20 protein-coding genes and 3 tRNA genes are annotated in these 24481 nt (G+C 49.9%); 1 reads left to right on the top strand and 22 read right to left on the bottom strand.

Annotation, left to right across the window (positions count from 1 at the left end; all coding sequences use genetic code 11):
- Positions 1 to 78: 78 nt before the first annotated feature.
- From F1E05_RS01920 to F1E05_RS01855, 14 genes are all read right to left on the bottom strand, one after another.
- On the bottom strand, positions 79 to 657 hold the full coding sequence (locus tag F1E05_RS01920; protein ID WP_150046298.1) for a DUF502 domain-containing protein: 579 nt from the start codon (positions 655 to 657) through the stop codon (positions 79 to 81).
- A gap of 78 nt (positions 658 to 735) precedes the next feature.
- Positions 736 to 1845, bottom strand: a complete 1110-nt coding sequence (cydB, locus tag F1E05_RS01915; RefSeq protein ID WP_150046297.1) for a cytochrome d ubiquinol oxidase subunit II — start codon at positions 1843 to 1845, stop codon at positions 736 to 738.
- Positions 1842 to 3230 carry a cytochrome ubiquinol oxidase subunit I gene (locus F1E05_RS01910; RefSeq protein WP_150046296.1) on the bottom strand — a complete coding sequence of 463 codons (1389 nt, stop codon included), beginning with the start codon at positions 3228 to 3230 and terminating at the stop codon, positions 1842 to 1844. Before F1E05_RS01910 ends, cydB begins: the two co-directional genes overlap by 4 nt.
- A gap of 103 nt (positions 3231 to 3333) precedes the next feature.
- The gene (phoR, locus tag F1E05_RS01905) at positions 3334 to 4614 is read right to left on the bottom strand and encodes a phosphate regulon sensor histidine kinase PhoR (RefSeq protein WP_150046295.1); all 1281 of its coding nucleotides are present in this window, start codon (positions 4612 to 4614) and stop codon (positions 3334 to 3336) included.
- 3 nt (positions 4615 to 4617) lie between these two features.
- Positions 4618 to 5310, bottom strand: coding sequence for a phosphate regulon transcriptional regulator PhoB (phoB, locus tag F1E05_RS01900; protein ID WP_150046294.1), 693 nt, complete (start codon positions 5308 to 5310; stop codon positions 4618 to 4620).
- Between the two features lie 394 nt (positions 5311 to 5704).
- The gene (locus F1E05_RS01895; protein ID WP_150046293.1) at positions 5705 to 7564 is read right to left on the bottom strand and encodes a SurA N-terminal domain-containing protein; all 1860 of its coding nucleotides are present in this window, start codon (positions 7562 to 7564) and stop codon (positions 5705 to 5707) included.
- A 92-nt stretch (positions 7565 to 7656) separates the two neighbouring features.
- Positions 7657 to 7733: transfer RNA gene (locus F1E05_RS01890), tRNA-Asp, on the bottom strand.
- Positions 7734 to 7739: 6 nt separating this feature from the next.
- Positions 7740 to 7815, bottom strand: a tRNA-Val gene (locus tag F1E05_RS01885).
- A 13-nt stretch (positions 7816 to 7828) separates the two neighbouring features.
- Positions 7829 to 8101, bottom strand: coding sequence for an HU family DNA-binding protein (locus tag F1E05_RS01880; RefSeq protein WP_013820824.1), 273 nt, complete (start codon positions 8099 to 8101; stop codon positions 7829 to 7831).
- A 207-nt stretch (positions 8102 to 8308) separates the two neighbouring features.
- On the bottom strand, positions 8309 to 10720 hold the full coding sequence (gene lon, locus F1E05_RS01875) for an endopeptidase La (protein WP_150046292.1): 2412 nt from the start codon (positions 10718 to 10720) through the stop codon (positions 8309 to 8311).
- A 140-nt stretch (positions 10721 to 10860) separates the two neighbouring features.
- Positions 10861 to 12138, bottom strand: coding sequence for an ATP-dependent Clp protease ATP-binding subunit ClpX (gene clpX / locus F1E05_RS01870; RefSeq protein WP_150046291.1), 1278 nt, complete (start codon positions 12136 to 12138; stop codon positions 10861 to 10863).
- A 99-nt stretch (positions 12139 to 12237) separates the two neighbouring features.
- The gene (gene clpP / locus F1E05_RS01865) at positions 12238 to 12870 is read right to left on the bottom strand and encodes an ATP-dependent Clp endopeptidase proteolytic subunit ClpP (RefSeq protein WP_150046290.1); all 633 of its coding nucleotides are present in this window, start codon (positions 12868 to 12870) and stop codon (positions 12238 to 12240) included.
- 13 nt (positions 12871 to 12883) lie between these two features.
- Positions 12884 to 14185 carry a trigger factor gene (tig, locus tag F1E05_RS01860; protein WP_150046289.1) on the bottom strand — a complete coding sequence of 434 codons (1302 nt, stop codon included), beginning with the start codon at positions 14183 to 14185 and terminating at the stop codon, positions 12884 to 12886.
- A gap of 101 nt (positions 14186 to 14286) precedes the next feature.
- A tRNA-Leu gene (locus F1E05_RS01855) sits at positions 14287 to 14370 on the bottom strand.
- A gap of 180 nt (positions 14371 to 14550) precedes the next feature.
- Here F1E05_RS01855 and F1E05_RS01850 point away from each other — a divergent pair.
- On the top strand, positions 14551 to 14904 hold the full coding sequence (locus F1E05_RS01850; protein WP_190303223.1) for a DUF192 domain-containing protein: 354 nt from the start codon (positions 14551 to 14553) through the stop codon (positions 14902 to 14904).
- 7 nt (positions 14905 to 14911) lie between these two features.
- On the opposite strand, the gene topA is transcribed toward F1E05_RS01850, so the two are convergent.
- From topA to trmL, 8 genes are all read right to left on the bottom strand, one after another.
- Positions 14912 to 17236, bottom strand: coding sequence for a type I DNA topoisomerase (gene topA, locus F1E05_RS01845; RefSeq protein WP_150046287.1), 2325 nt, complete (start codon positions 17234 to 17236; stop codon positions 14912 to 14914).
- 13 nt (positions 17237 to 17249) lie between these two features.
- Positions 17250 to 17717 carry a DUF494 family protein gene (locus tag F1E05_RS01840; protein ID WP_150046286.1) on the bottom strand — a complete coding sequence of 156 codons (468 nt, stop codon included), beginning with the start codon at positions 17715 to 17717 and terminating at the stop codon, positions 17250 to 17252.
- Positions 17718 to 17725: 8 nt separating this feature from the next.
- On the bottom strand, positions 17726 to 18823 hold the full coding sequence (gene dprA, locus F1E05_RS01835) for a DNA-processing protein DprA (protein WP_150046285.1): 1098 nt from the start codon (positions 18821 to 18823) through the stop codon (positions 17726 to 17728).
- Positions 18824 to 18851: 28 nt separating this feature from the next.
- Positions 18852 to 19907: a LysM peptidoglycan-binding domain-containing protein gene (locus tag F1E05_RS01830; protein WP_232056746.1), complete on the bottom strand. Its 1056-nt coding sequence runs from the start codon at positions 19905 to 19907 to the stop codon at positions 18852 to 18854.
- An 84-nt stretch (positions 19908 to 19991) separates the two neighbouring features.
- On the bottom strand, positions 19992 to 21611 hold the full coding sequence (gene xrtD, locus F1E05_RS01825) for a VPLPA-CTERM-specific exosortase XrtD (RefSeq protein ID WP_232056745.1): 1620 nt from the start codon (positions 21609 to 21611) through the stop codon (positions 19992 to 19994).
- A gap of 181 nt (positions 21612 to 21792) precedes the next feature.
- Positions 21793 to 22767 (bottom strand): GDP-L-fucose synthase, encoded by a 975-nt coding sequence (gene fcl, locus F1E05_RS01820; protein WP_150046283.1) that lies wholly within the window; start codon positions 22765 to 22767, stop codon positions 21793 to 21795.
- 3 nt (positions 22768 to 22770) lie between these two features.
- Positions 22771 to 23892: a GDP-mannose 4,6-dehydratase gene (gene gmd, locus F1E05_RS01815; protein WP_150046282.1), complete on the bottom strand. Its 1122-nt coding sequence runs from the start codon at positions 23890 to 23892 to the stop codon at positions 22771 to 22773.
- 117 nt (positions 23893 to 24009) lie between these two features.
- Complete coding sequence (gene trmL / locus F1E05_RS01810; RefSeq protein WP_150046281.1) at positions 24010 to 24480, bottom strand: tRNA (uridine(34)/cytosine(34)/5-carboxymethylaminomethyluridine(34)-2'-O)-methyltransferase TrmL; 471 nt, start codon at positions 24478 to 24480, stop codon at positions 24010 to 24012.
- Position 24481: the final 1 nt, after the last annotated feature.

Below are 24481 nucleotides of genomic sequence, written 5' to 3'. Positions count from 1 at the left end.
GTGGATATACGACTGTTAACGACAGATTCCGACTAGTTGCAGCCGGAATCTTTTAAATAAGAGTTGCCCACGATTAGCCTATTTAGGCAACTTGTCAACTTCGCTTGGTTTCTCGAAATCGGCACCCACGCTGATGATAAAACTGGTCACTTGTTCTATGCTCATCTCGGAACGAATGACTTTGGATTCGTGCACGATGACCGCGAAACCGGATGTGGGATTAGGCGAAGTCGGCACGAAAAGTATGTATCTGTCTTGAATCCTATTAGTGACGTAAGCCGGCACCCACACACCTTCTTTCGGATATTCTATATAAACCACTTCGCGCGGCTCTTGCAATTCGTGGCCGGCAATCATATGCACCAACTTCTTGGTTACTCGGTATATCGTGCTTAATAGCGGAATGCGCTCGACCAGCTTTTCGAACGCCGCAATAATCGAGAATCGGCCCAAGCTGACTCTGTGACCTATATAAGTGATAACGGCGAAGCTAGCGCCGAACAACAAAAAAGTAATAAAGTAATTATCGGAATATCCGTAAACGAACCGGAACAAATCGGTAAAACGGTCTTTGACGAACAAGACGATTTGCAATATCACCACGACCGGGATCAAGGCAACGATACCGATCAAGGCGTAATTCAAAAGCTTTTTCATACGGGTTTCCTTATTATTATTGTCAATGGCAAATACACGCCCCAGGCCGAGTTAGCTTGGGGCATCTAGCGGCAAAAATCAATCCTTTGCCAAGTCTTGCCGGTTAAAAAATCCGAACAAGCAACGAGTAACAACGGCTATTAGCGGAACCGCGATCAAGCCGACCGGCAGCAACAAGCCGGCGCTGGTTTGGCTGGCACTACTGTCCCAAATGCTCAGCGAGGTATTCAACGAGATATTCGACGGCAACAAAAACGGAAACATAGAAACCCCGAAGGTCAAAACCGCTACGCCAACCGTCAACACGCCCGTCAACATCGCGTAATAAGCCTTACCCCTCAGTGCAAGGGCGGCGGCGGCCGGCGCGGCGACTGCGACGAATACCGGCAACCCCCACAAAACCGGGATATGTTCGTAGTTGTCCAGCCACAGGCCTTCTGCGCGTTTGACGAATTTCGCCAACGGATTGGACGCTGCGTTGGGAAGCAGTTCGGAGGTAATATGATAGCCTTCCAAATGACTTAACCATAACCCGGTCAGCACGAACAGCACGACAAACACCAGCGCCAAACGCATGGAAAGCGCAGCCACCTCATGCCTTAGCTGACCCTCCGTATTTAACTGTACCCACAAACTGCCGTAGAAAGCGAGTAGCGCCGTAAACGTAGCCGCCACTAACAGCGCAAACGGATTACACAAGCCAATGGTATCCCCTAAAAACAGGATACGCATATCGCTTTCCAAATGAAACGGGATACCTTTCAGCAGATTGCCGGCAATGATTCCTAATGTGATCGCCGGCAGGTAACCGCAGGCCAACGCAATCCGGTTTTCATATTTCTCCCAAGCTGCTAATTCAAACAATCTTAGCGGCAACGCGGCAGTCCGCGCGCACAGCACCGTAAGCAAGGGAACCAGTAAAGTATAAAAACCGGCCAAGGACACTGCGTAGACGATGGGCCATACGGCAAATAAGGTCGCCAACAAAACCAATAGCCAAAGCAGGCCGAGCAAGCTGGTCGGTGCGATCGACTGCAACATTTGCCGGCTATGGCTTGGCTGCCGGCTCGCAAGCGGTAGAAGCAAAAACACGCCCAAGGCTAAACCTTCGCACAAGGTAAATACAACGACAACAACGCCCAAAATTAACCACCAGATCAAGCGTAACGACTCCAGATCCATCGTCATACCGACCTCTCCGTCGCCGCCTGCCGATTGGCTTGCTGCAAGCCATATCGTCCGGCCATTAACAGAATTACGCATAGCAGTACGAATCCGCCACTGCTCACCGCCAATTGGGAAACGCTTAACGAAGACACTGCCAACCGGATCGGCAACACCCCTGCAACAACCCATGGCTGCAAACCTCCTTGCGCAAAAAACCAGCCGGATATGCTGGCGAGCCAAGGCAAACTCCAGCCGTAGCAGCAACACGTGATCAGCCAAGCAGGCAAACCGGCCCCGGCAAAAGCCTTCCAAACCGCTGTTAACATTAAAACGGCGCTAAGCCATGCAACGGCGATCATCGAATAATAACTCCCGTAAAATAATAATCGATACGCCGGCAACGCGGATTGTGCTGCTGACTCTATCTGCCCCGCGCTAGCACCAACTATGGGCTTGTGCCAAGAGCTTAACAACCAGGCGTAACCCAAATCCTGTTGACGGCCGTTGAAGTCAGACAAGAGCTGCTTATCGTTATCGCTGTCGCGCAGTTGCTGCAACAAATTATAAGTTTCCATGCCGCTACGTATGCGCGCTTGAAAATCGGTCAAAAGCGTTGCGTCTGCAGCTTGCTGTAAAACGGAATATTTTGCCCGTTGCACCAAGTTAGCACCGGCGGGCGATGAACCGTTCTGCCACAGCAAAACCGCAACGGCAACGAGCCCGAACGGGGCTGCCAACTTAAACATATAACGGGCCGCAGAGTCCTGCGGATCTTGGCGTAACTGGCGGGCACTAACTGCCAAGATCACCGCTACGGCGGCCAGATAGCTCGCCGCCAAAACATGGATAAATGTATCCGCCGCTGCCGGGTTGAACAACATACCTAGGCCGTCCTGCAACACCATCCGGTAAGACTGATAATCGAAAGCCGCGGCTATCGGCTGCTGCAACCAAGCATTGGCAACCAGCACCCAATAAGCGGAGCTGTGTACCGCCAGCGCCAGCAGGCAAATCGCGGAGCAGCGCTGAAACTTAGACAACTTATGGTAGGCAAAACAATACGGCACGAACAAGGCAACGCCCGCAGCCAGGCCGGTAAAAGCCTCTATCGCCAACGGCAAGGCCACGATATCGCCTACATAATGGGAAAAATAGGAACCGTTCATTCCGAACTCGCATAACACCCACAAGCGGGTGGCGAGAGCCAGCAAGAAATTGATAGCGAAAATGTGCCGCCAAAACCTTAGCGTGCGTTGGTACGCAGACGCATCGCTAAAAACCGCCAAGGTTTCGGTGACAGCCAGCAACAGCGCCAACACCAGGGTGAACGGTATAAACAAGAAGTGCAATAGTGCCGTGACGGCAAACTGCCAACGCGACAATTCGATAACGGTGTCGGCAAGCATTTCAGCCTCTTCGCAAGAATTTCAAAAAGGCTGCAATTATAAAAAATGCCGCGCTATCGAGCGCGTTTTTATTTACGCGGTATTATTGAGGAAACGCGGAAGCTCAAGCGCAATAAACTCTTTGCGCCGGAAACAAACAGCGAAAGCGGCTACCTTTGCCTAACTGACTTTCAATTTCCAATTTGCCGTCGTGGCGCGCCATCACGTGTTTAACGATAGCCAAGCCCAAACCGGTACCGGTCACCTTGTGTTTGCGCTTAACATCTACCCGGTAAAACCGCTCGGTGATGCGCGGGATGTCGAGAGCGGGGATACCTTCGCCAAAGTCCTCCACCTCTAAACATAACATCCCGTCGCTCCTGGCGAACCAAGTAACCTTGACAGGGGAAATCGCCGGCGAATATTTCATCGCATTGACGATTAAATTGGAAAATGCGCTCTGCAGCTCCTGTATGTCTCCGGCCAAATCGGCATTGCTATCGACCTTCAATTCGATGCGGCGTTCGTCTTTCTCCAATAAATCGCTTTCCTTACAGATTTGCTCCAAAAGCTCGCGCATCTTGACGCATTCGGATTTTCTGGGTTTGGTTTCCAATTTCGTCAGCATTAGCAGATCGTCGATCAAATGCTGCATGCGTTCGGTTTGCGCGGACATTTGCGCCAACGAACGCGCCACGGGCGTCGGTATTTCGTCCACCTCCTGCAGCGTTTCCAAATAGCCTTTTAATACCGTGATGGGGGTACGCAGTTCGTGCGAAACGTTGGCAACGAAATCGGTACGCATGCGTTCCATGCTCTTAATTTGCGTGACGTCTTGCGCCAACATCAGCCGCAAGCCTTCGCCGTAGGGTACGATACTGATTTGCAACATGATGCTGTCGTTAATCGGCGAGGCGATACAGATCTTTTGTTGATAATCCTCCGACTTTAGAAACTGGATGAATTGCGGACTTCGGATTAAATTAGGAATCCTTTGGCCTTTGTCGGATTTCTTAAGACCTAACACTTCGCGCGCCGCCTTATTGGTCCACTCGATTTGGGCAAACTCGCCCAACACCACGGCCGCATCGGGCAGCGCATCGGTAGATGTCCGAAATTGGTCGATCACCCGCCCGAATTTCTTTTTACGCTTTTTCTCAGCTTTTTTGATTTTCCATAAATGGTAATAAATGTCCGACCAAATGCCTTTTCGATTTTTAAGGTCGCGGAAGTTCCCGCGTGCCAGCCACTGCTCCAATTCGTTTATCGATAAACATTGCTTGATCAGCATTAACCAGGTTGCCGTCAGCATCATCTGACTGGTGTGCCCGATAAACCAGCCCAATACCAAAAGCGGCAGCATCACTGCGATGGCTATCCCTATCTCTCGCTTCCAACGCCCCATTGGTTACCCCGCAATGGAAAAGCGGTAGCCGAATCCGCGTACTGTCTGGATCAAATCTTCCCGGCCGAATTCGGCCAGTAATTTCCGCAAGCGACGGATATGCACATCGACCGTACGCTCCTCTATGTAGACGCTACGCCCCCAAACTTGGTCGAGCAAATGGGTGCGGCTATAGACTTTATCGGGATTGGCCATAAAAAACTGCATAAGCCGAAACTCGGTCGGACTAACATCCACCGTCTTTCCGGCAATGGTCAAGCGATGTTGATCGGCATCCAGCGTTAAATCGCCTATCTTCAATTGCCCGGTTTCGGTCAGCTTACCGCTGCGCCGCATCACCGCTTTAATTCTGGCAATCAACTCCTTAGGTGAAAACGGCTTGGTGACGTAATCATCGGCACCGATTTCCAATCCGCGAATCTTGTCTTCTTCCTCTCCCCGCGCGGTAAGCAAAATAATCGGCAAGTCTTTGTAGCCGGGCTCCCGTTTCAGGCGACGAGCCAGCTCCACTCCGCTGATACCCGGCAACATCCAATCCAGTAGCAACAAATCGACTCTATGTTCCGCAAGCGCTTGCAGTGCCTGCTCCGCGCTACCGACCGCGGTAACCTGCAATTGGGCCTGTTCCAATACCATGAGCAACATTTCCCGAATGGCATCGTCGTCTTCCACAACCAGGGCATTCAAATTCGACATAATCATTTTACGGTTCAGCCTAATCGATCTGCAAATCTAACAACGCCATATTACCTTTTTATGACAAGCCATTTCGAATCCGGCATCGAAACAGAGCCCACTTAAAAAGGCAAACAACGCAAGGCGAACAATCGAACGGTATCTTACAGACCAAAGAAGGCAGCTAACGCCCCAGTCAATTGAGGCGGTAGTGGTGAGAGCATCGACTATCAATAATACACATCGACAGCAAAACCGGCACACACTTTTCCGGGCAGAAAAATAAATGAATACGCTTTGAAGGAAGTTAAGGAGCAGAACTTAAGAAATTGGTGCCACTAACATTTAAGGTGCGTTAGGTGCGCGCGTCCATGCGCAAAATCGTTTCCATTCAGTGTTGAGCAAACGTTGCCGATTACGGCTTGGCAACGGTAAGGTCGGCTTCGGTCTCCAGCTGATTCAAAACTGCTTCGAATTGCGCTCTGCCGAATGCCGCGGCCATGTTCTTTGCCAAACCTGCTTGCTGGGCCTTATCAGCCTCCGTCATCGCTCCTTCGATAACACGACTGATGGCGGCGACCGTTTTACTACCCCCTACGTTATCTATTACGACTACGCTAGCTTGATTGGCTTGCGGTTTTGCTGCACGAAACACGGCTTGCACAAGGCCAGGATCGATGTCTTTAGCCGTACGCGTCACACTGGATAATTTTTTGACTGTCAATCCCGCAGCCTGCGCAACTTCCGTAAACGATTTTCCCGATTGCAACTCCTTTTTCAAGCTATCGGCGAGCTCCGTGACGCGTAGGCCCGCGCGCTCGTTGAGCAGTGCTTCTATGACCTGATCTTTGACCGAATTCAGATCCTTGGTAGCTGCCGGATTGTGCGACAGCATACGCAATACCACAACCTGATCGCCTGCCAGTTCCAGCGGCTCACTATTGTTGCCTTTCAACACGTCTTCCGAAAATGTGGCCTGCCTAACCTTGTCATTGGCGGCAATCCCTTCGCCACGCACTCGCGTAAACAAAGGTGTGGTTTGAATTTCAACCCCTAACAATTGAGCGACTGCTTCCAGACTACCAGGGTTTTCATAACTCACTTCCGCAAGCTTTTCGGCCAATTCATTATAACGGCTTTCCGCTTGAGCTTTTTGGTAGGCTGGCAATAGTTCGGATTTAACCGTGGCAAACGGCTTTATTTCTCCCGCTACCAGTTCAGTTACCTTAATCAAGTGATATCCGAACGCCGATTTAACCGGATCGGAAACTTCGCCTTGCTTTAGGCGACTAGCCGCTTCTTCAAAGTCTTTTTCCATCACGCCGACGTTAAATAGCCCAAGGTCTCCACCGTTTTTAGCAGTCAACTTATCGTCGGATACTTCGGCAGCCAAGCTAGCAAAGTCTTTGCCGGCTAACTCTTGTTTAGCGCGCTGCGCGCGTTGCAGCGCTTCGCTCTGGTTTCCGTCTTTGCCGAACGCAAACAGAATGTGGCTAATTTTTCGGCGTTCCGGCGTGGTGTATTGCGCTTTTTGTTCCTCGTAGAACGCTTTTAACTCGTCGTCCGTTGCCTTGACGTCGGCAGCCAGTTTGGACAAGGCCAACTCGACGTATTGAATAGCAACTTGTTCTTCGGTTTGAAAGCGATCCAAATGCTGTTGATAGTAGGCATTAACGTCTTCCTCAGTCGGTTGCGTAGCGTCAACTTTCAACGGCAACGTCACATATTCGACGTCGCGTTGTTGATTTTGAATTTTAAAAAAGCTTTCGATTTCGGCCGGCGTCACAAAACCGCTATCGACTATGCCTCGCTGTACCTGCTCCATGATCAACGCTTTTTTAATGCGCCTGACGAATTCGTCGGAAGACATGCCTTGCGCGTTCAACAAAGTTTGATATTGGCTTTTATCGAATTTCCCGTCCTTTTGGAAATACTCCAAAGACTGAACGAAGTCCCGAGCAACATCGTCCGTCACCGTTAGCTTTTGCGACTCTGCGTATTGCAGCAGCACTTCGTCTCGAATCAATTTTTCTACAACCTGTTGCTTCAGCGTTTCTTCGTCGAACTTCATACCGGCTAAGTTCTGCTCGAACTGCCGATACGCTTGGTTGACGTCGCGTTGAAAAAACTCCTTATCGCCGACGGTGATCACCGGCGCCTCTTTTCCCCCGCCTAGGTAGTTTTGTATCCCCCACAATCCAAACAGTACACAAATGAATACCAGAATGATCGTCGCGAATACACCCTGCACTTTTTCTCGAATTTCTAATAGCATAGCTCTGTCCTTCAACAGCGTGAAACTTGGTTCCGAACCGCAAACAATGCGCAAAAAAAAACCCCGAGCCATTCGGCCCGAGGTTTCTGTTTTGGCGGAGCGGACGGGGCTCGAACCCGCGACCCCCGGCGTGACAGGCCGGTATTCTAACCAACTGAACTACCGCTCCTAAGTCTGGTGGGTGCTGAGGGGTTCGAACCCCCGACCCTCGCCTTGTAAGGGCGATGCTCTCCCAGCTGAGCTAAGCACCCGACTAAAGAAACGCTAGTTTACAGCATCTTTTAAAGATTTTCCAGCTTTAAATGAAGGAATTTTTGCAGCCTTGATGGTAATTTCTTCCCCGGTTTGCGGATTACGGCCTTTGCGCTCAGCCCTTTCTTTTACTTCGAACGTTCCGAAGCCTACCAAAGCCACCGAATCGCCTTTTTTCAGAGCCTCTTCAACCGATTTGATAAAACCGTCTAAAGCACGACCCGCATCGGCTTTAGTCAATTGTGATGCTGCCGCAATCGCGTCAATCAGTTCCGATTTATTCATTTATTTCCCCTTTGGATGTGTCGTTGTACTAATTATGCTCGAAAAAGCGAATCGATATACCAGTGACAGGTTCGCCCCCGCTTCCGTTCGTTACCCTAGCCTCCCCCACGGAAGGTAGGCCTTTATATCAACGGGAAACAAGCAATGTCAAGTTCAGAGATAGCCGCAATCCCCCGGCAGCCAAGGTCTTGCGGCTAATTTGCAAGATTAATGTGCGACCACAGTCTGCGCCTTGACATCGCCCTTGGCAGGCGCATCAGCTTTATCAGCCGAATCAACGACGATAGGGACCGGCAAGCGTTGCAAGGCAATTTCTAAAACTTCGTCTATCCAACGGACGCATTTGATCGTCAAATTGCTTTTAACGTTTTCCGGAATTTCGGATAAATCTTTCTCGTTTTCCGCAGGAATCACAACAGTTCGAATCCCCCCCCTATGCGCAGCCAAAAGCTTCTCTTTCAAACCGCCAATCGGCAAAACTTCGCCTCTGAGGGTGATTTCACCGGTCATTGCCACATCCGCACGCACCGGAATTTTGGTTAACGCCGAGATAATGGCGGTACACATGCCGATGCCTGCACTAGGTCCGTCTTTCGGTGTCGCCCCTTCCGGAACGTGAATGTGTATATCGTTTTTTTGGAACACTTCGTTATCGATACCCAACACGTTTGCCCGGCTTCTAACCACCGTGACCGCCGCATCGATGGACTCCTTCATCACGTCACCTAATTTGCCGGTCGCTTGCTGTTTACCTTTTCCGGGCATCACTGCCGTTTCGATGGTTAACAATTCCCCACCGACTTCGGTCCACGCCAAACCGGTTACTTGACCGATTTGGTCGTTGTCTTCGGCGACACCGTAGGTAAAGCGCCTAACGCCCAGGTATTTATCGAGGTTTTCCGAATTTATAACGATTCGACTTTCCGATGCTTGCAACAACAGATCTTTAACGACTTTGCGGCAGATTTTAGAGATTTCCCTTTCCAAACTACGAACACCCGCTTCCCGCGAGTAATAGCGGATAATATCCCTGATCGCCACCTCGGTAATTTCGATCTCAGATTCTTTCAAGCCATTGTTTTTGATTTGCTTCGGAATCAAGAACCTAGTCGCGATGTTGATTTTTTCGTCTTCGGTATAACCCGCCAAACGAATGATTTCCATCCTATCCATCAGCGGTGCGGGTATGTTCAAGGTATTCGCCGTCGCTACAAACATTACGTCGGACAAGTCGAAATCGACCTCGAGATAGTGATCGGAAAAAGTATGATTTTGCTCGGGATCCAGAACCTCCAGTAAGGCGGATGCCGGGTCGCCGCGAAAATCGGCTGCCATTTTGTCGATTTCGTCCAACAAAAACATCGGATTCCGGGTTTTTATCTTAGCAAGATTTTGCAGAATTTTTCCGGGCATGGAACCTATATATGTCCGCCTATGACCGCGAATCTCAGCCTCGTCGCGAACGCCGCCTAAGGCCATACGTACGTATTTGCGATTAGTCGCCCGGGCAATCGACTGACCTAATGACGTTTTTCCCACTCCCGGAGGCCCAACCAAGCACAATATAGGGCCTTTCAATTGCTTAACACGCTGGTGGACCGCCAAATACTCGAGAATACGCTCCTTAACCTTCTCCAGCCCGAAATGCTCGGATTCCAAAACCTGTTCCGCGGCTTTAAGGTCGTGACGCACTTTGGTTTTCTTTTTCCAAGGCACGTTCACCATCCAATCGATGTAATTACGCACTACCGTCGCTTCCGCCGACATCGGCGACATCATTTTTAGTTTGTTCAGCTCCGCGCTAGCTTTAGTTTTAGCTTCCGCAGACATCCCGGCATTCTCGATTTTTTTCTCCAACTCGTCGACTTCATTGCCGGCTTCGTCCATTTCGCCCAGCTCTTTTTGAATGGCTTTCATTTGCTCATTCAAATAGTATTCGCGCTGATTTTTCTCCATTTGCTTTTTGACCCGGCTGCGGATTTTCTTTTCCATTTCCAAAATATCCACTTCGCCTTCCATCAACGTCATTAGGCCTTCCAGACGTCGGGCTACATCCACCATTTCCAGCATGTTTTGCTTTTCTTCGACTTTCAACGCCATATGCGCAGCCATGGTATCGGCCAGACGCCCGGGGTCGTCGATACCGGACAGCGAATTCAACACCTCCGGGGGAATTTTGTTGTTCAATTTGACGTATTGATCGAACGAACTAATGGCCGTTCTTTGCAACACCTCCATCTCTTGCTCGTCTATGCTGATTTCGTCGTTCAATTCCAATACGTTGGCGGCGCAATAGCCTTCGAATTCGTGATATTGCAATACCGAACAACGTTGCGTACCTTCCACCAGCACTTTCACGGTACCGTCCGGCAATTTGAGGAGCTGCAATATGTTGGCCAGGGTGCCAACCTTGTAAAGGTCGTCGAATTTAGGTTCGTCAATCTCCGCTTGTTTTTGCGCAATCAGCAATACTTGTTTGTCTTGTTTCAACGCTGCATCCAATGCATCAATGGACATCCCTCGTCCAACAAACAAAGGAATCACCATGTGCGGGTATACCACTACGTCGCGTAGCGGTAGCACGGGTATTAGGTCATCTTGGGCGTTTTCGTGAGTCATGAGTTCATATCCTGTGGGCGAAAAGGGGTACCTGCAATCGTATATGAGGACGAACTGTTAGAAAACAAGAATATTTAGATTTTAGGCAAAAAAAAGGGGCTTGGTTTGCAAGCCCCTTCGACAAAAATTCGATTGTCCCGTTACGACTCGGCGGACGAAGCGCGCTTCATTTCCGGCTCATAAACCAAAATCGGCTCAGATTGACCCTGTATCACACTGTCGTCTATAACCACTTTGACGATGTTATCGCTGGATGGCAATTCGTACATAGTATCTAATAACACATTCTCGACAATAGTGCGCAGTCCTCTGGCACCGGTTTTTCGTTCCATCGATTTGCGAGCAATTGCGCTTAGCGCCTCATCGCGAAATTCCAGCTCCGCGCCTTCCATTTCGAACAAATGTTTGTATTGCTTGATCAAGGCGTTTTTAGGCTGGGTCAAAATCTGCACCAGCGCTTGTTCGTCCAACTCCTCCAAGGTAGCCACAACAGGCAAGCGGCCAACAAACTCAGGAATCAAACCGTACTTGATCAAATCTTCGGCCTGTACGTCAGCGAATACTTCACCGACATTTTGGGTATCGTCTTTCGCTTTTACCTCAGCCGAAAAACCGATTCCACCTTTTTCGGTACGGCTTTTGATCACGCGATCCAAACCGGCAAAAGCACCGCCAACGATAAACAAAATGTTTGCAGTATTGACTTGCAAAAATTCCTGCTGAGGATGTTTTCTACCGCCTTGTGGAGGCACCGAGGCAACCGTACCTTCGATTAGTTTCAACAACGCTTGCTGCACCCCTTCGCCGGAGACGTCTCGCGTGATCGACGGATTATCGGATTTACGGGAAATCTTGTCTATTTCGTCGATGTATACGATACCGGTTTCAGCCTTTTCTACATCGTAATCGCATTTTTGTAGAATTTTCTGAATGATATTTTCGACGTCTTCGCCCACATAACCCGCTTCGGTCAACGTAGTAGCGTCGGCAATGGTAAAAGGAACGTCCAACAACCGAGCCAAAGTTTCCGCTAGCAAGGTTTTGCCTGAACCTGTAGGACCTATCAGCAAGATGTTACTTTTTGCCAGTTCGACGTCGCTCTTCTTGCTATTGCTACGCAAGCGCTTGTAATGGTTATATACGGCAACCGCGAGTATCTTCTTGGCTTTTTCCTGACCAATCACATATTGATCAAGCTCCAATTTGATTTCTTTCGGTTTCGGCAAAGCACCATGTCCAACCGATTTATCATCTTCGGCCAATTCGTCGCGGATGATATCGTTACACAACTCCACGCATTCGTCACAGACATAAACAGCCGGTCCGGCAATTAATTTTCTGACTTCGTTTTGGCTTTTACCGCAGAACGAACAATAAAGGAGCTTATCCTCGTCCTTACCTTTTTTGTCTTTACTCATGAGCAGACCCCGAGGTATTTCATTGCTTCAATGGCTGAAGGATATACCAAAAATAAACGAGATTCCCAAGAAATTCGCCGCCATGCGGCGAATATTGAATTAACCGTTTCTACTGGATAGCACTTTGTCCACCAAACCGTATTCAACCGCTTGTTCGGAACTCAAAAAGTTATCCCTATCGGTATCTTGTTGAATTTTTTCCAACGGCTGCCCGGTATGATGGGCTAGGATTTTGTTCAATTTATCGCGAATCGATAATATCTCTTTGGCGTGAATGGCAATGTCCGAAGCCTGACCTTGAAACCCGCCCAGCGGCTGATGAATCATGACCCTTGAATGCGGCAGACAGTAACGCTTACCGGCTGCGCCGCCTGCCAACAACAACGCCCCCATGCTGGCCGCCTGACCGATGCACATGGTGCTCACGTCGGGCTTAATAAATTGCATGGTGTCGTAAATCGACATGCCGGCAGTGACCGAACCGCCCGGCGAATTGATATACAAATGTATATCTTTATCCGGATTTTCCGATTCCAAAAACAGTAATTGCGCCACTACCAAATTGGCCATGTAATCTTCCACTTGACCAACTAAAAAGATAACGCGCTCTTTTAACAGTCGCGAATAAATGTCAAACGACCGTTCGCCTCTGGCCGTTTGCTCCACCACGATAGGCACCAAGCCGCCGGCGGCTTGCGGTGCCATTTGTTTCAGACCTTCAAAATTAGACATGTTGGGGGGATTCCTATGCTTGTTGTCTGTCCATGACATCATCAAAGCCGACACTTAGATCGGTGACTCTAGCACGCTCGACGACCCAGTCCACAGCCTGATCCTCTAAAACCATCTGCTGAACATCGTTTAAACGGCTATTGTCCGCATAATACCAGTTAATAACATCTTCAGGTCTCTCATAACTTTTAGCCATCTCCTCAATGACGGCGCGTACCCTCTCGGCATCCACCTTGATTTGATTTACACGGATGATTTCACCCAATATCAATCCCAGCGCCACACGACGTTTTGCTTGTTCTTCAAACATTTGGGTAGGCAAATTCAAATCTTCCACTTTAACGCCCGCTTTCGCAGCTCTATCGGCGTACGGTTTTATTAAATTCTGAATTTCCTGATCGATAAGAGCGTTCGGCAAGGCAATTTGAACTTTTTCGTACAATGCATCCAAAACGGCGCTTTTTTGTTTGCTCTTCAGCCCTTCCGCCAACTCGCGTTCCATATTGGCTTGCACGTCGTTGCGAAAAGACCCCGCATCGCCTTCTTCTACTCCGTATGACTTGATAAATTCCGCGTCGATTTCCGGTAAAACAGATTCTTCTACCTTTGCCATTTCGATTTCAAATTCGGCTAATTTTCCAGCCAATTTCTCGCTGTTGTATTTTTCGGGAAAGGTAATGGAAAAAGTTTTACTTTGGCCGGCACTCAGGCCTTTTAATTCATCCTCGAACCCCGGAATCATTTGGTTGGCACCAATTTCGACGACGTAATTTTCGGCTTTACCGTTGGTAAAGTTTTCCCCTTCCGAAACGCCGGAAAAGTGAATCGTCACTTTGTCGCCATCCCGGGATTCGCGCTCGACCACATTCCAGGCTTTTCTTTGCTGACGCAGCCTTTCAATCATTTTGTCTATGTCCGCATCCGTCACCGTAGCTTGCGGGCGTTGAATTTCCAATCCTTCCGCCGCAGCCAAGCTGATCTCAGGATAGACTTCGAATTCCGCTACGTATCGAAAACCGCTTTCATCATCGCTCGAAGTGATATGCGGCTGCCCGGCCGGCACTAACGCTTCTTGTTGCAAAGCCTGATAATAAGTCGATTGAATTAAGTCACCGGCAACTTCCTGCTTTACCCGCTCGGCATACAGCTTTTTGACCATACTGGTCGGCACTTTACCCGGACGAAACCCGTCGACTCTAACTTCCTTGGCCAGTTTTCTATAGCGTGTTTCCAGCTTTTCCTGGAAAACGTCCTCCGACACGCTGACAGTCATTTTTCGGTTTAACTCTGATGTCTTCTCGACAGAAACTTGCATTGCATTACCTCAGTTAATACACAGTGGAATTTAGGGGGAGACCTATCAGCGGGATTCTAGCAAGTGGAAAACGCTGTGTGGTTGCGAATCAGGGAAGGAGTTGGTGCGAGCGGAGAGACTCGAACTCTCACGGGGTTGCCACTGGAACCTAAATCCAGCGCGTCTACCAATTTCGCCACGCTCGCAAAATCGAATAGCGGACAATTATAATAATTCAACCGCTTAAAAACAACTCACTTGAGTATTTCCCGGCTAGCATGTCCAGAATATTCGCCACATTTCTTATAGTATTCGGATTGTTTTGTCCGACTCGCGGCCATGCGGATACGGCCCGCGGGCACGCGGCACTTCCTGACGGATATGTTGTGGAAATCGACATCGCCGACACCCTGAGCCAACGGGCCGCCGGCCTGATGTTTCGTCCGGTTCTTCCGGAAAACCGGGGCATGTTGTTCGTCTATCCGGAACCTCAAGCTATCGGCGTATGGATGAAGAACACGCTAATTTCGTTGGACGTGGTCTTTCTGAATGCCGATGCGATCATCGTTGGTGTGTTACCCAACCGGCAACCCTGTGTCACGCATCCCTGTCCGATTTACTCGTCGCCTACTCCTGCGAACTACATGCTGGAATTACAAGCCGGTAGCGCGGAAAAGCACAAACTCAGCGTCGGCCAAGAAATCTTGTTGGATTATCAACACCCGATGCCGACCGACTAACCGACACTCACCTCACCTTGGGCCCGTCTACGTCGGCGGGATCACCTTCGTACGGTGTCGCATATTTGCAATCCTTTTGCGGACACACTTTTTCGGTGCCGCGCCGTTTCGTGGTTTTCAAGGTGAGGATAGGCCATTGACAGGCCGGACAACTTTCTTTGATGGGCGCGTCCCATAATGCGTAATCGCATTTCGGGTATTCGGAGCACGAATAAAATATCTTGCCGCTACGGGCCTTGCGTTTCAAAATCGAGCCCTTTCCGCATTGCGGGCATTCAACTTCGGTATCCTGCGGCTTCTCTAAGGGCTCGATATGTTTGCATTTAGGGTAAGCGCTACAGCCTATGAATTTTCCGTAACGTCCACTCTTAATGACTAAAGGTGAGGTACATTTAGGACATACCCTGCCTTCGACGACCTCATTCTCCGCACCGACACCGGGATTATCGTCACCTAAATTGCGCGTGTAAGAGCAGGCCGGATAATTAGTACAACCGATAAAACGCCCGTTGCGTCCTAACCTTATCGATAATGGGCTAGCACATTCCGGACATTTTTCATCGATATGTTCTTGCGTAACATCTTTGCGTTGCACGGTCTCGTCTTTTTCACCGATCAACTGATTAAAGGGCTGCCAAAATGCGTTCATCAACGGCACCCAATCCTTTTCGCCCCGCGCCACGGCGTCCAATTCGTCTTCTAAATCGGCAGTAAATCCGTAGTCGACATATTTAGTGAAATGTTCGGTCAAAAACTTGTTAACAATCCTACCGACATCGGTCGGGAAAAACCGTTTGTTTTCCAGAGTGACGTATTCTCTGTTTTGCAAAGTCGAGATAATCGTCGCATAGGTCGACGGCCGACCGATACCGTATTCTTCCAGGGCTTTTACCAAACTTGCTTCGCTAAAACGCGGTGGCGGTTCGGTGAAATGTTGCGCTGCGACAATATCCAGTAAATCGACCGGCCTGCCTTCCTCCATCGGCGGCAACAACCGGTCTTGATCGTCGGCCGCGTCTTTGCTGTCGTCCACCCCTTCCAGATACACGGTCATGAATCCCGGATGGGTCACAGTCGAACCGGTCGCTCTGAATACGTTCAATTCGCTGCCGCAATGCAAATCAACCGCAACCAGGTTTAACGTAGCGTGCAACATTTGGCAGGCCACCGTGCGCTTCCAAATCAAATCGTACAATTTGAATTGTTCGGCGGATAAGCGATCTTTTACTTGTTCAGGCAAACGCTGGACCGAAGTCGGCCGAATCGCTTCATGCGCTTCTTGCGCATTTTTGGATTTAGTTTTGAAGTGCCTAGGCTCTTTAGGCACGTTTTTCGACCCGTATTTTTCGGCAATCAGCGCACGAATATCGTTGATGGCTTCGTCGGCCAGATTGACCGAATCGGTCCGCATGTAGGAAATCAGGCCGACCGTCTCGCCTCCCAAGTCGATACCTTCATACAGTTGCTGAGCAACCATCATGGTGCGCTTGGTAGTAAAGCCCAGTTTACGGGCGGCTTCCTGCTGTAAGGTAGAGGTGATGAACGGCGGAGCGGGATGTTTGCTGCGTTGCTTTTTTTCTAATTTGGCAACGATCAGCTTTCCGTCGCCAGCCTCAAGCAGGGCTTGCTTCACGTCCAAAGCTTTGGCTTCGTCGGTGAAACTGAATTGACCGAGCTTTTCTCCGTTGAAATGAGTCAGCTTGGCCTTAAACGGCTGGCCTTGCGCAACAGCGTCCGCAGTATGCGACCAATATTCCCGAGTCTTGAACGCCTCGATTTCCATTTCCCGTTCTACGATAAGCCGTAGCGCAGGACTTTGCACCCGCCCGGCCGATAAGCCGCGGCGAATTTTTTTCCACAACAAGGGCGATAAATTAAACCCCACCAAATAATCCAAAGCCCGGCGCGCTTGTTGCGCATTCACCAAGGTGGTAGACAGCTCGGTTGGGTTTTCTATGGCTTCGGTCACCGCCTTCTTGGTAATCTCGTGAAACACGACGCGCTGTACGTGTTTATCCTTAAGCAGTTTTTTTTCTTTTAAATACTCGAACACATGCCAGGAAATGGCCTCGCCTTCGCGGTCTGGGTCAGTAGCGAGATACAAAGTATCGGCCGCTTTAAGTGCTTTGCCGATTTCTTGCAAATGGCGTTGATTTCTGTCGATGACCTGATATTTCATGGCAAAGCCATGCTCGGGATCGACAGCGCCTTCTTTCGGGATTAAATCTCTGACGTGACCGTAGGATGCCAATACCTGAAAATCTTTACCCAGGTATTTTTCTATCGTCTTACATTTGGCGGGAGATTCGACAACGACCAAGCTTTTAGTCATAGCACCTTTTAAATCAATGCAAAGAAGTTGGTATTAAATCGTAAACGATATCTTCCATACGGGAGAACGCCGCGCTATCGCCAGGCTGACTCAAAAGCACCATCAATACCAACCATTTGAGTTTGTCCAGGGTAATGCCTTCTTCTTTCAAGGCCATCGCCCTATCTATGGCAATTTCCCGATTAGCCGCGCTTAATATGCCCGTATGTTCCAAAAACAACAGAAAGCTACGGCATTCCAGATCGAATACGCTTTGTTCTTGTGCGCTAAAGATTCGAAAAGAAGACGGTGCTCTAGGCTCCAAACTTTCAATGTCAGCCAAGGACTCGAGCCAATCAAAAGCCTTGCTGACATCGGGTTGCTGAAACCCCGCATCCAATAGCTCGTTGGCAATCACGTCCGTATCGGGATAACTCTCGCTATCCCCGTCCAGATAGTTTTCGAATAAATAAATCAACACATCAAATATATCTTCTTTCATCGGAGCCTTTATTGAATACGGTAATAACTACCACCAGCCGCGGCAGCAATATAGCCCTGCATCTCCAAAACCAACAGCATTGAAGATACATTTTCCGCCGAGCTACCGCTTGCTCGAACCAGTTCATCCACTGTTATCGGGCTGTACGGAATCAAATTCAATAGATTTTGTTGCTCCAGGTCAAGCATAGTGTGATTTATTTGTGCGCCGCTAGACCTAGGCAATTGATTGTATTGCCCTAATTCCTCCAAGATGTCGTCCACAGACTCTACCAATTTAGCGCCTTGCCGAATCAGCGCGTTGCAGCCTTTTGCCAGGGGATTGTAAATGGAGCCGGGAATTGCGAAGACTTCCCGGTTCTGTTCCAGCGCTAGCCTGGCGGTGATCAAGGAGCCGCTTTGGGCGGCGGCTTCCACAACCAGCAAACCTTGACACATCCCGCTGATGATGCGATTGCGGCGCGGAAAATGTCCGGCTTTAGCAGAGCTGCCTAACGGAAACTCCGAAATCAAAGCCCCTGTCTCGGCTATCTCAACCGCCAGCTGCCTGTGTCTAGCCGGATACACGCGGTCCAAACCCGTGCCGACCACAGCTAACGTTTTTCCTCCGCTGTTTAACGCCGCAACATGACTCGCCGCATCTATACCCAATGCCATGCCGCTGGTAATCGCGTATCCGGCTGCGACTAAGGCTCCGGCAAACTCCTGCGCCATTTTTGCCCCAAGAACCGAGGGATTTCGGCTCCCCACCATGGCAATCTGTGGCCTATTCAGTAAGCGGGGATCTCCTTTAACGTATAAAACGAAGGGCGGATCGGCGATTTGTTTCAGCAAATCCGGATAATCCGGGTCGTCGAAAACCACCACATGGTTTTCCGTTTGCGCCAACCACAGCAAGTCCTGCTCGATTAAACTCCATTCCAGCACCTGCAGCGAATCGACCAATTTATCCGGACAACCGGCCTGCTTTAATTCGGCGGACGACGCGCTAAAAATTCGTTCCACAGAAAATTGAGCCAGTAAGCGTTGCGCGGTAAGCGGACCTAATCCCGGCGTACGGGAAAGCGCCAGCCAATAGCGTATCTGCGAGTTACCGAGCGCGGACAAATCTAATCCGAACTTAAATCCGTCGCGCTTACGGCGTTTTTACTTTGTCGTAAACATGGATGGCGGAAGCCGCTTTCATGACTAATGCATAACTGACTTTGTCGAACGGCCTAAAGATCATCAACAGCCCCGCTTGTTCGTCCGGCAACTGAACCGGTTCCGGCTCGTTAGTCCTGGTTCTGTCAATCACTATCTTGCCCCGTCGAAATATCTCCAGGGTATGACCGACAGTCAAACCATCCCGCAAGCCCTTGTCTACGACCACGATATCGTGCTGACCGATACGCGACACCCCGCCCAACACCTGAATGATGCTTCCCGCAACCGGACTTTCCGGGGACTTAGGAAAATAGTTCAAGGCCATTTCCCCATTTGCGCTCAACATGATCAAGTCGCCGCGCTGGACCTCCATTTCCGCTTTCATGATACGCAAAGTCGCCGGATCGCCAGGCCTCTCAATTACCGCGTCGGCAATGTATTGCGCTTCATACCCCAGGATTTCTTGGGTTTCCGGGCTTACGTAAGGCTTGCCGGGACGAAATACGGTATACGACAGGCCCTCGGGATGCTCAATCGCCCGCACGTAAAACCGGTCGCCTATACCGCCGACCAAATGTTCGTCCACAATCTCCAACACATACGGCGAGGAAGCAAGCTCTTCTGCGTTGACTACTCTAGGCGAACTCAGAAATTGAGAAATCGCTTCGTTCGGAATCATCGGGATCGCTTGCTGCAACTCCGATTCGCGCACATGAGGCACTAGTTCCGTATCGCTATAGTCTTGGCCGTTCGGTGAAAAACTGAGTGTGGCTTCCCCGTTGACGTACGCGAAATACAAGGTATCGCCCGGATAGATCCAATGCGGGTCTTTAATCTGCGGATTGTTGCGCCACAACTGCGGCCATTGCCAGGGATGCTGCAGGAATTTACCCGAGACGTCCCACAAGGTATCACCTTTCACGACAGTATATCGCTCGGGGTGATTGGGATTGATTTGCAGCGTGTCGGCGCTAAGCAGTGCGCTAAACAACATTGCGCCGAAAAAAAGGGAGGCCCGCCATCCCCAAGACAACCAAACAATCATCGATACCCTACCGTTAATGCTAGACAGACTAATGGCGAAGTGTAGATGAACTCAATCGGAAATCCAGCCATCAGCCCCGACCGGCTAATTTACACTCGTCTGCGGCTCGGCTCCGGGCAAATAACCGGCAAGCTCGGGCGCTAACTCTTTCAAAAAGCTTTGCAGTCTAAGATCGGCCTCTTTTAATTCTTGCCCGGGTTCCAGCCCGGTAACCAATCTGACCAAGGCGCCGTCGGTACGATGCATGGCAATCGCATCGTAAAACAAATACCATTTGACAAGATATTCGTTGGTAACCATACGCCCGCGTTGCGGAAACCAGTAATAAACCAATTGTTTATAATCGCCTTTCTCGATAACGGCTCTATTGACCCGCAACGGTTGGCCTTGGAACATAATGTCGGAAAACTCCTTTTGCCCGAAGCCGGTAATTTGCCAGCCGTCACCCGGAATGCAACTGCGCGGAGAATGAATGGCCGCGCCGTTTCGTTGCGACTCGTAATAAGCGGTGTAGAAATTCACATTGCTACGCTGACTTGGATTGACGTAATTCATTACCACGTAATCGGTCAACTTCAACTCCTTGAGGTAGCGTCCGTCGATGTAGTCTCGCCGCCCTTGCCACTGCCCCAATTGAGCCGGAAAACTTGCAAAAACTTTTCTGGGCGGAATGATGTCCTCGCCGGCGCGCATGGCATGCATGCTAGCCCCCATGAATACGATCAAGGCTATACAAGCAAAAACGGATTGGTTGAGTTTTACGTCGGCGCTGAAATTCGCTTTGCCGTCGAACCATTCGTCCGGCAACTGGACCAATTCCGAAAAAGCGGTGTTACTGCCGTTCAGCCGGGCAAAAAGCCACATTTCAATGAATAACAACACCATACAGAGCAAAAATACCGCCCAGCCTTCGAAATCATGTAAGAAGCCTTCGGCCATTTCGGTACCCCAATAATTGACTAAAACGCCAATCACACCGATACGGAAGCTGTTCATAAAAATCGTCAACGGAATCGACGATAAAAATACTAAGAGCTTTTGCCAAAAAGGCCCTTTGAATAAATAGGCGCACAAAAAAGACAGGCTGGCCAGCGGAAACAAATACCTTAGCCCACTACACGCTTCCACCACTTGCAGCTTATAGCCGCCAAGATCGATGACGTTTCCCTCGAGAAACACCATGATGTCGCATGCGCGTATGAATTCCACGCCTAGCCAGGAAGACAACAACTGCAGCTTGGACGACAGGTTGTTGAGTATAAAACTGGGGAACGGCACCATGAAAAACAAAAACAACAAGGCAACCCAAACGGTTTTCAGGCCGCGCGTGCCGAATGCCGCGGCGAACAATCCGCTAAGGCCTAGGATGAAGCCATATTGCTGCAGGGTCTTGATGGTTGCCAATCCGCCCAACACGCCCAGCAACAATGCAAAAAACAACAGGGCCAATCCGATTGAAGACTCGCGAAAACCGTTAACGAACGCCAGTTCCCTGCGCTGCATCCAAATTAGATACGCCGAAATAAGCGGTATGAAAAATCCGTGGCTGTATTCTTCGGTATCGAGCCATACTTCCACCATCATGCGCAAGCTATCATATAGCACGCCAGTCAATAACAGTACGGCTAAGCCCCATAACGACAACACCCAGAAAGGGTTAGGTCCGGGTGTATAGGACTTACTCTTTATTGCTTCCATTTGCATAATGATCACTCCAACCCATCTAAATTGAGATCTGCACTTTTCACTCTAACCGGATAAGTAAACCGGCTGCGGCCTGCCTAGTTTTGCTAACATTCGCAAACCGGCCTTTCAAAACATAACCATCGTGTAAAGCGCTTTAGGAAATCTCCCGTCAGAAATATCCTGATTCTTGGCAATCGCCTTATTGATTTTTAATTTCCGCTATATGTTCGACGAACCATTGGTAGGTCGAGGCTAAGCCTTGTTCCAGCTCGATTTTCGGTTGCCAGCCCAATGCACGCAATTTGCTGTTGTCCATCAATTTACGCGGCGTTCCGTCCGGCTTGCTGCTATCCCATTCGATATTGCCGGTAAAACCGACTACCTTGCCTACGGTTTCCGCCAATTGGCGTATGGTAACATCGACTCCCGTCCCGACGTTCAGATGCGATAACATCGGCTCAGTTACCTGTTGATAAGCTGCTTTGGACAAACTCATCACGTGCAGGCAAGCCGCAGCCATATCATCCACGTGTAAAAACTCCCGCATCGCCACGCCGGTACCCCAAACCGTTACACTCGCCGCGCCGGCGACTTTGGCGTCGTGAAACTTACGGATCATCGCCGGAATGACGTGACTGTTTTCCAAGTGAAAATTGTCGTTCTCGCCGTACAAATTGGTCGGCATCACCGAACGGTAATCGGTCGCATACTGCCGATTGTAAGACTCGCACAGTTTGATACCGGCAATTTTGGCGACAGCATACGGTTCGTTAGTCGGCTCCAGCACCCCGGTAAGCAAAGCCGACTCCTGTATCGGCTGTTCGGCATATTTAGGGTAGATACAAGAACTGCCTAAAAATAACAGCTGCGTGCAGCCGGAACGCCATGCCTGGTGCACGACGTTCGCCTCCATCATTAGATTTTGGTATATGAATTCAGCCGGATATTGGTTATTCGCGTGGATGCCGCCCACTTTGGCTGCCGCCAAAATCACGTGGTCCGGTCTCTCGGCTTGCATGAACTCGCTCACCGCGGCTTGATCGGTCAGATCCAATTCGCCATGCGTTTTGACCACGATATTGTCGTGACCAGCCGCCTGAAGTTGCCGAACGATGGCGGAACCCACCATCCCACGATGGCCTGCGACATAAATCTTCTTTTGCCTGTCGGACATCCGCTACTCCTTGCTTACCGCAACGCTATAGCCTTCATGCTGTAACAGTGCGTGTTTTTTGGCGTGCTCCAGATCGGCAGCCACCATCTCTTTAACCATCTCTTGCAAGGTGATTTGCGGCTCCCAACCCAAACGTTGTTTCGCCTTACTAGGATCGCCCAACAAGGTTTCGACTTCGGCCGGTCGAAAATAGCGCGGATCAATGGAAACGATAGTTTGCCCGACTTTAACGTGCGGCGCTTTGTCCCCGCTAATCGCTTCGACATAGCCTTTTTCGTCGACCCCGCTTCCCTCCCAACGCAAGGTAATCCCAAGCTCGCTTGCCGACATTTCTATAAATTGACGGACCGAGTATTGCACGCCGGTCGCGATGACAAAGTCTTCCGGCTGTTCTTGCTGCAACATCATCCATTGCATGCGCACATAGTCCTTCGCATGCCCCCAATCACGCAATGAATCCATATTTCCCATGTACAAGCATTGCTCTAGGCCCATGGCGATATTGGCAAGACCGCGGGTGATCTTGCGCGTCACGAAAGTTTCGCCACGACGCGGCGATTCGTGGTTAAACAAGATGCCGTTACAGGCATACATGCCGTAAGCTTCCCGGTAATTGACGGTAATCCAATACGCATATAATTTCGCAACAGCGTAAGGCGAACGCGGATAAAACGGCGTGGTTTCCTTCTGCGGAATTTCCTGAACCAGGCCGTACAATTCCGAAGTGGAGGCTTGATAAAAGCGAGTGGTTTTCTCCATCCCTAAAAAGCGTATGGCTTCGAGCAAGCGCAAAGTCCCTATCGCATCGACATCCGCCGTGTATTCCGGAGATTCGAACGACACCGCGACATGACTCATGGCACCCAGGTTGTAGACTTCGTCGGGTTGGGTTTCTTTTAGGATGCGCGTCAGGTTAGAGCTATCGGTTAAATCCCCGTAATGCAGATGAAATTTGGCATCCGTGGTATGAGGGTCTTGATAAATGTGGTCTACCCGCTCGGTATTAAACAGCGATGCCCGGCGTTTGATGCCGTGCACCTCGTAGCCTTTTTCCAACAGAAACTCGGCTAAATAAGAACCGTCCTGACCGGTGATGCCGGTAATTAAAGCGACCTGCTTTTTCATTCAATATCCTCTTTCTCTGAACCAACTAAATCTAACGGATTCGTCGACGAAACCGGCATCATAGCGAATTCGTATTACAGCAACGCTGTTCGCCGGTTTTGAACGACCATTTCAATGCTAAATCGCCTGCGCACCCGGAAAACCGAGCTGTTTCCAAGCCTCGTAAAGAACCACGGCGACCGTATTGGATAAATTCAAGCTTCTACTTTCCCTGCGCATCGGCAATACCAAATTCATCTGACGCGGCTGACTCTCCAAAAAATCCGCGGGCAAGCCGCGCGTTTCCGGGCCGAACAACAGCGCGTCTCCGACCTGAAACGCTACCCGACTGTACTGGGTACTGCCTTTAGTCGTGAGTGCAAACAAGCGATTGGGCTTGGCCCTTTCCCGGTAGTCCTGCAACGACGCATACTGCCTGACGTTGACCCACTCGTGATAGTCCAGACCGGCCCGCCGCAAACGCTTATCGTCCAATTCGAAGCCTAAAGGATGAATCAAATGCAAATGCGCGCCGGTATTGGCGCATAATCGAATGATATTGCCGGTATTTGCCGGAATTTCCGGCTGATAGAGGACAACATCCAACATG

Source organism: Methylomonas rhizoryzae (genome assembly GCF_008632455.1).
GTDB classification, from domain to species: Bacteria; Pseudomonadota; Gammaproteobacteria; order Methylococcales; family Methylomonadaceae; genus Methylomonas; species Methylomonas rhizoryzae.
This window is presented reverse-complemented; position numbering and strand designations above follow the sequence as displayed.